The 12,835-nt window shown below is 70.8% G+C and carries 7 protein-coding genes and 1 pseudogene; 2 read left to right on the top strand and 6 right to left on the bottom strand.

Annotated features, from left to right (window positions below; all coding sequences use genetic code 11):
- Positions 1 to 4: 4 nt before the first annotated feature.
- Positions 5 to 199 (bottom strand): DUF6229 family protein, encoded by a 195-nt coding sequence (locus ABH920_RS28010; protein WP_370352137.1) that lies wholly within the window; start codon positions 197 to 199, stop codon positions 5 to 7.
- 175 nt (positions 200 to 374) lie between these two features.
- Here ABH920_RS28010 and ABH920_RS28015 point away from each other — a divergent pair, with 175 nt between their 5' ends.
- A complete protein-coding gene (locus tag ABH920_RS28015; RefSeq protein ID WP_370352138.1) occupies positions 375 to 1,286 on the top strand; it encodes a hypothetical protein in 912 nt (303 codons plus the stop codon).
- A 61-nt stretch (positions 1,287 to 1,347) separates the two neighbouring features.
- Positions 1,348 to 3,720 (top strand): SGNH/GDSL hydrolase family protein, encoded by a 2,373-nt coding sequence (locus ABH920_RS28020; RefSeq protein WP_370352139.1) that lies wholly within the window; start codon positions 1,348 to 1,350, stop codon positions 3,718 to 3,720.
- Between the two features lie 71 nt (positions 3,721 to 3,791).
- Here the strand turns inward: ABH920_RS28020 and ABH920_RS28025 are convergent, their stop codons facing one another.
- From ABH920_RS28025 to ABH920_RS28045, 5 genes and pseudogenes are all read right to left on the bottom strand, one after another.
- Positions 3,792 to 4,976, bottom strand: coding sequence for a DUF6236 family protein (locus tag ABH920_RS28025; RefSeq protein ID WP_370352140.1), 1,185 nt, complete (start codon positions 4,974 to 4,976; stop codon positions 3,792 to 3,794).
- 146 nt (positions 4,977 to 5,122) lie between these two features.
- The gene (locus ABH920_RS28030) at positions 5,123 to 10,663 is read right to left on the bottom strand and encodes a carboxyl transferase domain-containing protein (RefSeq protein WP_370352141.1); all 5,541 of its coding nucleotides are present in this window, start codon (positions 10,661 to 10,663) and stop codon (positions 5,123 to 5,125) included.
- A gap of 350 nt (positions 10,664 to 11,013) precedes the next feature.
- Positions 11,014 to 11,280 (bottom strand): annotated as a pseudogene (locus ABH920_RS28035) (Ada metal-binding domain-containing protein); the annotation flags it as partial.
- 266 nt (positions 11,281 to 11,546) lie between these two features.
- Positions 11,547 to 12,272 (bottom strand): 2OG-Fe(II) oxygenase, encoded by a 726-nt coding sequence (locus ABH920_RS28040; protein WP_370352142.1) that lies wholly within the window; start codon positions 12,270 to 12,272, stop codon positions 11,547 to 11,549.
- Between the two features lie 48 nt (positions 12,273 to 12,320).
- Complete coding sequence (locus ABH920_RS28045; RefSeq protein WP_370352143.1) at positions 12,321 to 12,827, bottom strand: methylated-DNA--[protein]-cysteine S-methyltransferase; 507 nt, start codon at positions 12,825 to 12,827, stop codon at positions 12,321 to 12,323.
- Positions 12,828 to 12,835 lie beyond the last annotated feature (8 nt).

Consider the following 12,835-nt stretch of genomic DNA (forward strand, 5'->3'; position numbering starts at 1 on the left):
CGGTTCAGCAGCACTCGCCGCCGCGCGAGGCGGTGCAGGAGCTGCACGTGCCCCGGGTCTCGCGGATGATCGCGCCGATGATGTCGGCCTCGGCGTACTTGCCGCCGGTGAACAGGGGGCCGGCCGGGCTCTCGTCGTCGCCCGAGCTCAGCCAGCTGCTGACGACGCTGTCGGTGTCGAGGAGTTCGGTTTTGGGCATGCGAGACCTCCAGAGGTGGGGGGAAGGTGACGGGAGCACGAACCGGGATCACCGTCTTCGATCGTGCTCGATGTGTTCTGTATATATCTGGCTGTACGTAGTGACAAGGAGAAACATACGATAGTTTGTACCTAGACCGGCCTTGACAGAGTCTTGATATCAGAAGGTGGAGAAAGTGGCGGATGTCCCGGCCGCGGGCCGCGACGCTATGCGTTCGTTGGCAGCGTCTTTGGGTGATCGGGCGAACGAGATGGCCGCTGCCGGCCAGGTCGCCGACGTGCCGGCGCTGTGGGAGGAGGCGATCGCCGGGCTGGCCGACGAGGGTTCGCGGGCGCTGATCACGCTGGCGTATGCCTGGTATCAGGCGCTGCACGGGGAAGTCGAGCACGGGATGCGGCTGGCCGTGGGGCTCCTGGACTGCCCGGTGTCGTCGGTGCGCGGTCAGATCAGAGTGCTGGTTCGCAATCGGGTGCGGGTCGAGCCGGACCTGGTCGGGCGGACGTGGTTCGCCCTGACGCAGACGGGCCTTCCTTCGTGGGCGTCGCTGTCGGATCGGGACATCGACGCGGTGGGGGAGTGGCTTGCGGCGGCGTCGTGGGAGGAGTCCAGGGCGATTTATGACGCTGGTGTAAGCGGAATCCGGTCGCAGGATATTGATGATGCGCTGGAGGAGATCGCGCTGGGCGACCCTCGGTTGCGGGCGCCGGTGGCTGTTCATCGGACGGTTCTGGTTCTCGGCGTCGATGTCGGGTACCGGTGTTTGAACGATGCGCGGGAGGCGGCACGGGTCGCCGGGGCGGCTGCGGTGGCCGGTGATTGGGGCGCTTTGCGGGCGTGCGCGACGATCGAGTTGACGGTGCACGGGCTTGGTTTTCTGGGCGCGGTGCACGGGGTCGCCGCGGATGTGATGGCCGGCGGTGGCGGTCGTGACGTGGCGATCAGCCCTTTGATGTCCGAGCGGATCGCCGTTCTGGCGCGGGACGCGGAGCCTTGGGAGCGTGCGCAGGCAGCCTCGGATCTGGCGGCGGTCGGGGATGGTTCGCTCGTCGCTTTGCTGGCCGCGATCCCGGATTCCCTTCAGCGGTAACGTTCCCTCGCTCGATAGCAGGCCATTGACAGCATGTCAGGGGAATTCGACACTTCGGGGTGTGAACGTTCCCTTCGTCCGGGACCGGCTGCGCCGGCCCGCAGTGCTCCTGTTCGCCTCGTGCCTGTGTTTCGCAGGCCTCATGCACGGCACGGCGCGTGCCGCGTCCGCGACATCGCACGCGAGCTCGAACGGATTGGCGGCGACCTTCAACAACGCCGGGATCAGCGACGACGCCGCGCAGTCGGCGGCGAATCTGGACGGCGGCGGGTCCAGCTTCTCCGCCGAGGCGCTGGCTGCCGACGGCTGGTCGCCGGGTGCGGCGTACACGCTGGCCGACGGCGCGACCGTGCGCGTGCCGCAGATCGCGCCTGGTCAGGCCGACAACACGGTTGCCGCCGGGCAGACGTTCGCTGACGTCGGGTCCGGCGGTGCGTTGGATCTGGTGGCGACCAGTACCGACGGGACCACGAGCGGGACTGGGACGGTGACGTACGCCGACGGGTCGACGCAGAGCTTTGCGATGTCCGTGCCGGACTGGTGGGCCGGGACCGTCGCGATCGCGGCGGTGTCGCCGTACCGGAACTCGACCGGCGGCCGGCAGGTGCACCAGGTGAGCCTGTTCCTGACCTCGGTGCCGCTGGTGGCGGGCAAGGCGGTGGCGTCGGTGACGCTGCCGAACGCGACCGGCGGTAGCGGCGCGGCGATGCACGTGTTCGCCGCGGCGTTCGGGCCGGCCGCGCCGGTGGCTTCTCTGGCGTCGGCGTTCGACAACGTCGGGATCAGCGACGACGGCAGCGTCACCGGGGCGAATCTGGACGGCTCGGGCAACAGCTTCTCGCAGCAGGACCTCATCGCCGCGGGCTGGCTGCCCGGAGCGCAGGTGGTCGCCGGCGCTGCGCGGTTGGCGTTGCCGCAGGTCGCGGCCGGGAAGCCGGACAACGTGGTGGCCAACGGGCAGCAGATCTCTTATTCGGCCGCCGGCAGTGCCCTGAGTTTCCTGGCGACGAGCACCGACGGTGCCGCGTCCGGGTCCGGGACGCTGACGTACAGCGACGGCAGCACGCAGGGCTACACGATCGGCACGCCGGACTGGATCGTCGGGGCGACGGACACGATGGCCGTCTCGCTGCCGCACTGGAACCAGGCCGGCGGCCAGGCGGCGGCGTCGGCGAAGCTGTACGTGGAGTCCGTGCCGCTGGCGCCGGGCAAGACGCTGGCCTCACTGACGCTGCCGACCTTGGCGTCGCCACCGGCCGGCAACGAGCTGCACATCTTCGCGCTCGGCCTGCGGGCGTCGGCCGGAGCCTGGAGCGGGAGCTGGGCCGCGGCCGCCGACGACGGGCTGGTGCCGGGACCGTGGACCGACCGGACGCTGCGGATGGTCGAGCACTCCAGCGTCGGCGGCTCGCAGGTGCGGGTGCGGCTGGACAACGCATTCGTCGGCGCGCCGGTGAACGTCGGGCACGTGACGGTCGCGGTGCAGAGCAGCACCTCGGTGGCGACCGGCACGCCGGCCACGCTGACGTTCAACGGGAATCAGGCCACGACGATCCCGGGCGGCGGCCAGGCGATCAGCGACGCGGTGCCGTTCACCGTCCCGCCGGACGCGAACCTGCTGGTCAGCGTGTACTTCCCGGGCACGGTGCAGCTGGAGTCCGTGCACAGCCTCGGCACGCAGGACATGTATTCGACCGCTGACGAAGCAGGGGATCAGACCACTGACGTGAGCAACTACCCGGTGAACAACACCTTCAGCTTCTGGACGCTGCTGTCCGGCGTGGACGTCGTACCCAGCGGCCCGCCGGTCGGCACGGTCGTGGCACTCGGCGACTCGATCACCGACGGCGTCGGCTCCACGTACAACGGCAACGACCGCTGGCCGAACGACCTGTGGCGCCGCCTGAGCGCGAGCTCGGACCCACACCGCGGCGTGATCGACGAGGGCATCAGCGCCAACCGCGTGGTGAGCGACGACTTCACCGGCATCCAGGGCACCGGCAACGGCGGCATTAGCGCGGTGAGCCGCCTGGACCGCGACGTACTGAGCCAAAGCAATGTCAGGACACTGATCATCCTGGAAGGCGTCAACGACATCAAGTCCGGCACCTCCGCCGACGCGGTGATCACCGGCCTGAAGCAGATAGCGGCAGAGGCACACGCCGAAGGCATCACAGTCCTCGGCGGCACAGTAACCCCCTTCGAGGGCTACAGCGCCTGGACCAGCGCCTACGAGGCACAACGCCAGGCGGTGAACACCTTCGTACGGTCAAGCGGCGGCGTCTTCGACGGCTACGTCGACTTCGACGCCGCCGTACGCGACCCCGCCAACCCGCCGGCCCTGCTGGCCGCCTACGACAGCGGCGACCACCTGCACCCGAGCGCGGCGGGGTACCAGGTGATGGCGGGGGCGGTGGATCTTTCGAAGCTGTGAGCGAGTAGTGGGTTGCTGAACTGAGATTGCGGCCGCTTCGGGTGGTGAGTGTGCCCGGGGCGGCCGTGGGATCAGTTGCCGGAATCCTTCCCCGTGCCGATACGGCTGATTTTTTGGGCGACCTTGGCCAAGTGGCTCGGTGGCGTGAGAGCGCGCCGCATGTCGTACAGGTATGTTGCGCCCGATGGCGCCAGGATTTCCTTGCGCTGCTCCCGCATCCGCGTATACACGCCAAGCAGGCCGGCGGCGACCGCGCTTGACCCCGCCACCAGGGGCTGGTGCGCCATGACGCCTGCCGCCGTGACGCTCAGCAGCGCGGGGACCTCGAACTTGGTGGTGACGGTGGTGGAAGCTGTCGCGATGTTCAGGCCGCGAAGAGCCTTCTCCAGGTCCTCCGCGCGTTTGACGAACCGGTTCTCCACCTCGGATTTCACATACGCTTCGAGGACTGACGCCTCGGCGATGTCGGCGAGTGCGGCGCTGAGGTCGGCGGCGGCTGCTTCGATCTCGTCCAGGAACGCCAGGAACTCCGCGTGGTAGCGCTCGCGGATCTCGACGACTTTCTTTGCGGGGACCTCATGCGCGTTGTCGGGGAGGAAAACGCGCACGGCGAGCAGTCCGATGCCGTTGTACAGCGCTGACGAGCTGGTGTTCGGGAGCCCGGGACTGCGGCCGTGCTGCATGAGCGCGGCGACGATCGCATCGGATGTCCAATCGCAGACGTATCCGAAGTCCCACTCATGGTTGGTGACGGCCTGCATGTGGTTCTGCCGGGCAAGTTCTTCGGCCAGCACGCAGAGATAGACGTTGGCGACGCCGCGTTCCACCAGCAACCAGGGCGCCAGCGGGTCATTCGTTTCCTTGGCCAGTCCGAGCGCTTTGAAGGCTTCCTCAACCGTGCTGTCGAGCTTTTCATGGTGGATTTCGGAATCCACGATGATTTTGGCCGAGCGCAGCGTGGTCTCGGAAGGTGCCCAGTGCACCGATGTGTGTCGGCCTTGGACATAGGGATGCTCGCGTCCGGTGTACCGCTCGATGGCCTCAACGAACTTTGGTGCGATCGCCTGCGCCGCCGCGCGCGGATCGACATCGACGATCAGGTCGAGTTCATTGCGCAGTTCGGTGACTTCGGAGTCCTCGTAGATCGTGAAATCGCGAGGCCGCATCAGGGCGATCTTCGGATAGAAGAGTGCCGCGGGCAGCAACATCCCCCAGCGCGGAGTCAGTTCCGGGTAGTGGAGAGCGATCTTTCGCATGGTCTTCTCCGTTCACCGGGGGCGATCGAGTGCCCGAATGCTCTGGAGAAGCCTACGCCGCAGAGTGGCCGGAAAATCACCGTATGCCGCAGGCCCGGCGAAGAGTCTTCGCCGGGCCCGCGCTAACCGGTACAAAACCAGTACCCCTACCCCAACCGGGCCTCGATCGCCGCGATGATCTTCGGTCGCATCTCCGCCGCCTTGATCACCTCGTCCACCGACCCGACCTGCACCGCGCGCTGGATGCTGTGCACCCGGTCGAACTCCGTCGCGACCTCGCCCAGCTTCTCGGCGCGCACCGACACCCGCAGCTCGTCGAGCTCCGCCGCCAGTGCAGCGCGGTCGGTGCCGGCGGCCGCCGTCACGCGTGCCTCCAGGTCGCGGATGCGCGGGTCGTTCGCGGTGCGGGAGTTCACGTCTCCGGCGAACACCACCGCGGCCGCCGGGGCGCCGCCGAGGACCGAGGCGAACGATCCCTCCAGGGCCAGCACCGTCATGTTCGGGTTCAGGGCCTTGGAGAACACCACGAATGCGCCGCCGTGGTAGCGGGAGATCACGCAGAAGACGATCGGGCCCTGGAAGTTCACGATCGCGCGCCCGATTTCGGCGCCGTACTCCAGCTGCAGCTTGCGCATCGACTCCGGAGAGCCGTCGAAGCCTGACAAGTTCGCCAGCACCACCAGCGGCCGGTTGCCGCTGGCCGAGTTGATGGCCCGTGCCACCTTCTTCGAGGACTGCGGGAACAGTGTGCCGGCGGTGTACGTGTCCGGGCCGTCGGTGGGCGGGAACCCCCGGCGGGGCACGGCCCGCGACTCGATGCCGACCAGGCAGACCGGCAGCCCGCCCAGGTGCACGTCCTGCACCACCGACGTCTCCGCGCCCGCCATGCCGGCCCAGCGCTCCAGGACCGGGTGGTCCTGGTCGGACAGCGCGCGCATCACGGTCCTGATGTCGAACGCCTTCTTGCGGTCCGGGTTCGCCGCGGCGCTGAAGATCTCGCCGACCGTGCTGAAGTCCGAGCCCGCGAAGGTGTGCGGGAAGGGGCTGATGTCGCGGTTGTGCGGGTCGTCGGTGGCGGCCCGGCGCGGTGTGGTCTCGCCGGGGGCGATGTACGTGTGGTCGTAGTGCGCCATCAGCACGTCCCGAGCCGCCGCCAGCGAAGGCGCCCAGTACTGCGCCTGGCCGTTGGGGCCCATGACGCGGTCATAGCCGCCGATGCCGAAGTTGTCCTCGGCCGAGACGCCGCCGGAGAAGTCCAGCGCCTGCTTGCCGGTCAGCACCATCGCCGAGTCCGGGGTCATCACCAGCACGCCGCGCGTGTGCATCAGCATCGTGGCCTCGGCGTTCCAGTACGGCTGCGCCCCGACGTTGATGCCGTTGACCACGACGTTGATCTCGCCGCCGTCCTGCGTGAACTCCACGATCCGCTTCAGCGCCGCGGCCACCCAGTCCATGTTCTCGGTGCCGGACTGCATCGAGATGCGCGCGCCGGAGGACAGCGCGTACCACTCCAGCGGGACCTTTATCTGCTCGGCCAGGTCCAGGGCGGCGATCACCCGGCGGCACTCCGGCTCCGACAGCGCGCCCAGGGACTTCGTCGGGTCGCCGAGCAGCAGCACGCGCGTGACGCCCTGGCGGTGCCGCCGGGTGCGGGTGGTGATCACGCCGGCCACCATCGCGGCCTTGTTCTGGCCCTTGGGCCGGTCCACCGGGACCAGTCGGTGCTTCCCGGCCGCGTCGGCCGAGCCGGCCGGGTCGTCCAGGTCGTACTCGGCGAAGTCGCCGAGCTGGTCCACGAGCTCGTACGGGTACACCGTGCCGCGGCTGGCCGCGCGCAGCACCTTCAGCCGGTAGTCGTCCAGCGGCTCGATCGGGTCCAGGGTGGGCTCGCCGACGCTCAGCGAGGGGTTGCCCGCGGTGTCGAAGCGGACCCGGACCGCGATCTTGATCAGCTCGCCGGTCTGCCACGAGCGCTGCCGCCCGATCAGCTCGATCTCCTCCAGACCCGCGCCGGCCGTCGAGGGCAGGATGCGCTGCGCGATCAGGAACAGTTCCGAGCGCTTGATGTTCGACACCGGCCACAGGTAGACCACGACCCGGTTGGTGCTGAACCGCTTGTTGGACGGCCGCCGCAGCTGCGCGCGGCGGATGGAGTCCACGCACGCCGCGATCGCGTCCTCGGCGGTCGGCAGTGCCACCAGGCGGCCGTCGTGGTCGCGCAGCTCGGTCAGGTCGCGGACCTGGGTGAAGGCGACCAGCCGGTCGTCGGCCGGGTTCTCCCGCGCCACGCACTGGTACAGGTACACGTCCTCGTCGGAGGACGGCTGGCGCGTCAGGTCGAACTTGGTCAGGCGCTCCAGCTGCATCCGCTCGGCGATGTACGGGTGCAGGCCGCGGATCAGCCGCTCCTCGGTCATCCCGGTGGTGGTGCGGCGGAAGGTGAAGTGGTGGTGCATCACCGCGCCGCGCCGGCCGGCCACCGTGGCCGTCACCCGCCGCACCTGCTGCGGCAGCGGGTGCGCGCTCATCACGCGCTGCAGCGCGGTCGCGGCCTCGTCGGTGTCCGGCTGGTTCTCCCACAGCAGGTAGATGTCGGCGTCCAGCGCGCCGTCGGAGGCCGCCAGCTGGCCCAGGCCGTCCAGCGTGTCGCCGAGCCGGTCGAAGGGCACGGCCGCCGACACCAGGCGCGAGCTGTCGTGCTCGGCGACCACGAAGGAGCTCCCGGCGACCTCGGTGGTCTGCACGCCGGTCAGGCCCTTGTTGCCGTAGTAGCGCCGGGTCAGGACTTCGAGCATGACGCTGTTGTCCAGCTCGGTGTGCACCAGGCGCTGCCCCAGCAGCCGCACCAGCGGCTCGGTGCTGCGCACCATCTCCGCGATCCGCTCGGCGCGGTCCTCGGCCTGCGGGTTCTCGTCCAGGTACCGCAGGTTCTTGCGGACCTCGGCGTAGACGCGGGCCCGGTTGCGGCGCAGCAGCGGCTGGCCGAACCAGGCGTAGACCACGCCGCGCGCCAGGTCGGCGATGGTCGGGAAGCGGACCTGCGTGGCCGCGATCAGCTGCTCCAGGGCCAGGCCGGTGGGCTCGCGCAGCAGCTCGTCCGGCGGCAGTTCGCGCAGCCAGGCGCGCAGCAGCGTGGTCACCACGGTGGCGTCCGTGGCAGCACGCTGCCGGGCCAGGAAGATGCGGAACACCGCCGCTTCCAGCTCCGGCGAGCGGTCCAGCTCGGTGATGCCGTAGTGCGCCAGGGCCTTGCGCAGGGCCGCCTGGAAGGACTCCGGCAGGCCCGCGCGCTCGACGTCCAGGCTCTGCAGGTAGGTGTGGAAGTACTCGTGCGCGCTGTGCAGCTGGCTTTCGCCGGCCTCGTCCTTCTCGGCCCCGGCCGGGCGGTTCTGGCCCAGGTCGGCCAGGTCGGCGAAGACCTCGATCAGGCTCAGCTCGCCGGCCCGGGGCCGCAGGCCCTGTTCGCCGGCGGTAGTGCGGGCCTCCAGGTAGGCCTCCAGGATGCGGTCCTCGTCGTGCGGGTCCACGTCGAAGCCCAGCAGCAGGCTGCGAAGGTCCTCCTGGCCCTGCGCCACGCGGGTGCGGATGGGGACCTCGGCCGGGGCCGGGGGCAGGTCCAGCTCGACGGCCTCGGACGCGTGCGCCGCGCCGCCGTCGGAGGCCGCGTCTTCGGGGTCCTCCTCGACGATCTGCTCCAACCGCAGCAGCGGGGCGCCGGTCTCCACCTGGCTGCCGACGCTGACCGCCAGCTCCTTGAGCCGGGCCTTGAACGGCGCGCGCAGCACCGTCTCCATCTTCATGCTCTCCAGCACGACGACCGGCGCGCCGGCCTCGACCTCCGCGCCGACCTCCAGCGGCGTGGCGATCACCAGCGCCGGGGCCGGGGAGCGGACCACGCCGCCCTCGTCGCGGCTGACGCGGTGCGTGACGCCGTCGACCTCGACCTGGTGGACCGAGCCGTGGGTGGCGGTCAGCAGCCGGAAGCGCCGGCCGTTGACGACGATCTGGCCGGTGTGCCGGTCGAAGCGGTCCAGCACCACGTCCGCGGTCTGTGTCTGTGTCTGAGTCTGCGACTGCGCGCCGTGGCCGTCGCCGGCCTCTATCCCGACCCGGAAGCGCGCCGCGCCGACCCGGGCCACCCGGACCCGGTAGCCCACGCCGCGCAGCTTCAGGTCCAGCGGACGGCCGGACTCGTGCTGCACCTGCGGACGGCCGCCGGAGGCGGTGGACAGCAGCCGGGCCCGCTCGACCCGCTCCTCGTCCTCGTAGGCGTCGATCGCGGCGGCGGCCAGCGCGACCGCGGCGTTGCGGTGCGAGACCAGGCGGCCCTGGGCGCGGACCCGGTCGATCCAGCCGGTGTCGGCCGAGGCGTCGATGACCTCGGGCTGGTCCAGCAGGTCCAGCACGAAGCTCTTGTTGGTGGTGCCGCCCTCGATGACCACGGAGGTCTCGGCCATCGCGCGGCGCAAACGGCCCAGGGCCTCGTCGCGGTCCCGGCCGTAGGCGATGACCTTGGCGATCATCGAGTCGAAGTCGGCGGGGATGGTGTCGCCCTCGGACACGCCGGTGTCGACCCGGACGCCGGGGCCGGCGGGCAGGTCCAGACGCGTGATGCGGCCCGGGGAGGGGGCGAAGTCGCGGTCCGGGTCCTCGGCGTTGAGCCGGGCCTCGATGGCGTGCCCGCGCTCGGCCGGCGGGCGGCCTTCGAGCTTGCCGCCGGAGGCCACGTGCAGCTGCGCCTTGACCAGGTCGAAGCCGGTGGTCAGCTCGGTGATCGGGTGCTCGACCTGCAGGCGGGTGTTGACCTCCAGGAAGGCGAACTGCTGGTCGCCGGGGTGGTACAGGAACTCCACGGTCGCCGCGCCCCGGTAGCCGACGCGGACCGCCAGGCGCTCGGCGGAGGTCTTCAGCTGCTCGACCTGCTCGGGGCTGAGGACCGGCGAGGCGGACTCCTCGATCACCTTCTGGTTGCGGCGCTGCACCGAGCAGTCGCGGACGCCCAGGGCCCAGGCGGTGCCCTGGCCGTCGGCGATCACCTGGACCTCGACGTGGCGGGCGCCGGTGACCAGGCGCTCCAGGAAGACGATGCCGGAGCCGAAGGCGCGCGCCGCCTCCTGGCTGGTGCGCTCGTAGGCGTCGACGAGTTCGGCCTCGTCGGTGATCACGCGGATACCGCGTCCGCCGCCGCCGGCGGTGGCCTTGAGCATCAGCGGGTAGCCGATCTGCCCGGCCGCCTCGATCGCCGCCTCCAGCGTCTCCACCGCGCCGCGGCTCCACGGCGCCACCGGGACGCCGACCTCCTCGGCCAGCAGCTTCGCGCCGATCTTGTCGCCGAGCTGGCGCATCGCCTCGGCGTCCGGGCCGATGAAGGTGACGCCGATCCGGTCGCAGAGCTCTGCGAAGGCGGGGTCCTCGGCGACGAAGCCCCAGCCCACCCAGGCCGCGTCCGCGCCGGAGGCCACCAGCGCGCGCTCCAGCAGCTTCAGGTCCAGGTAGGGGCGCGCGGCGGCGGGGCCGAGGTCGTAGGCGACGTCGGCCTCGCGCACGAACGTGGCGTCGCGGTCCACGTCCGTGTGCAGGGCAACGGTCTCGATCGGCGCGGCGCTTTGCGCGCTCAGCTCCCGGACCGCGTGGATGAGCCGCATCGCGGCCTCACCACGGTTGACGATGGCGACACGACTGAACACCGGCCGGGGCCCTTCCTCTATTCCAAGGCACCAGTCGTGCGACCGGTCGTGGGCTGGCCGGTTTCCCCGCGCAGTCGTTGGTGTCGGCCGGACGAGCTGGTTGTGACTGGTCGGAGTGTAGTGCAACGGGGGCGGGGGTCCGTGGAGCGTGGGGTGGGCTGCGGGCTACCGGTCGGTAGGGTGCCGGGCGGTGGCGTGGTGGTTACGGACACGGTTTCGACGCTAGCGCGGGGGTTGGGGTGGGTCTGCCGGTGTTATTGCTCAGTTGGGGAGGCGGGGTCGGTGCCAGACCTCGAAGACGCGATGTGGGATTTCGGCGCCGCCGGTGAGGTGGAGCGGGGCGGTCGTGGTCAGCGCGCAATCGTAGAAGTGCTCTGTAACCAGGCGCGGTAACGCTCGGGGAGGCAGCGGGCGCAGGGGCGGTAGCCGGCGGCGAGGGCGGTGGGTTCGTCGGGGAAGAAGACGCGGTGGGGGGTGTAGTGGCCGGCGGCTATGTGGCGGAGGGCGGAGGGGCAGTCGAGGCGGCCGTAGATGTGGAGGCGGCGGTGGCCGCCGAGGGTGCCGGGGGTGGGGCTTTGGTAGGGGCGGGCGTCGGGGGCTAGGAGGGTCCAGGTGCGGGGGGTTGGGGGTGGTGCGGTGTCGGGGGTGGTGCTGGCGGTGGCGGTGGTTTCGGCGGCGGGCTCGGCGGTGGCGGGCTCGGGCTCGGGGTCGGCGGTGGTGCCGGGGTTGGGCTTGGGCTCGGCATCGGGCTCGGGCTCGGCGGTGGCGGTGCGGGGGTTGGGCTTGTGCTCGGCATCGGGCTCGGTGTCGGCGGCGGCATCGGGGTCGGCGTTGGGCTCGGTGTCGGTTTCGGTGGCGGTGTTGGTTGCGGTGTCGGCGCCGCTCATGCCGCGTCGTGGAAGACCAGGCCGAGGGCGTGGCGGCGGCCGGAGCGCACGGTGCTGACGCCGTGCCGCACTGGGCCGGTGGACCAGCCGCGGGCCGAGGGGACGGGGCGGTCGCGGGTGGTGAAGATCAGCGCGTGGCCCTGCGGGAGCGGGGTGGCGGTGCCGCGGGATTGGGCGCGGGGGCGTTGCTCGACGAGTAGGAACTCGCCGCCGGTGTAGTCCGTGCCGTACGCGTCCAGGCCGATGACCGCTTGGAGTGGGAACACCATGTCGCCGAAGATGTCGCGGTGCAGGGCGTTCCAGTCGCCGGGGCCGTAGCGGAGCAGGATCTGGGCCGAGCGGGCCTGGCCGGCGGCGTGGCAGTGCGCCAGCCACTCGTCGAGGTCGTCGGGCCACGGTGCCGGACGTCCCAGGCGCTCGGCCCAGTCGCGGGCGATGGGGAGCAGGTGCGGCCAGAGGGCGTGGCGCAGGGTTTTGACGGTGTCGGGGAGGTCGTGGGTGAAGTAGCGGTACTGGCCGGAGCCGAAGCGGTGGCGCGCCATGTCGACGGTCGTGCGGAAGAGTTCGGGGCGGTCGTAGAGGGCTGCGATGGTGGCGCACTGCTCGGGGGTGAGGAGTTGCGGGGTGGGGGCGCAGCCGTACGCGTCGAGCTCGGTGGTGATGGACGGCCAGTCGGCGGCGGCGAGGGTGAGGGCTGGGGACGTAGCGGTCGCAGTGGGCATGGCAGGTTCCTTGCTCGGCGGGGTGGGGCGGTGCGGCGGCGCGGGGGCTCAGACCAGCAGCGGCGCGATGGCTCCCTCCAGCGCCAGCAACCACTGCTTGCGCTCCACGCCTCCGGCGTACCCGCGCATCGACCCGTCGGCGCCGACGACGCGGTGGCACGGCCGCACGATCAGCAGCGGGTTCGCCCCGATCGCCGCGCCCAGCGCCTGGACCCGGTCGCGCGGCAGGCCGAGCTGCGCCGCGAGTGCGCCGTAGGTGGTGGTCGTGCCGTGCGGGACGGTGTCGAGCGCGTCCCAGACGCGGCGCTGGAAGTCGGTGCCCGTGACCGCGTAGTCGAGCGAGAACTCGGTGCGGGTCCCGTCGAAGTACTCCCGCAGCTGCCGCGTCACCTCGGCGAACGCTTCGGGGTCGGCGGTCCAGGTGTCGCGGACCTTCGGCGCGTACCGCTGTCCGTCCATCGACAGCGACGCCAACCGCACCGCACCGTCCGCGCTCTTCTCGCCGACCAGCAACAGCGGTCCGACGGGGCTTTCGATCTCGGTGTAAACGTTCATGGATCCAG

This window comes from Catenulispora sp. EB89, from assembly GCF_041261445.1.
Taxonomy (GTDB): Bacteria; Actinomycetota; Actinomycetes; order Streptomycetales; family Catenulisporaceae; genus Catenulispora.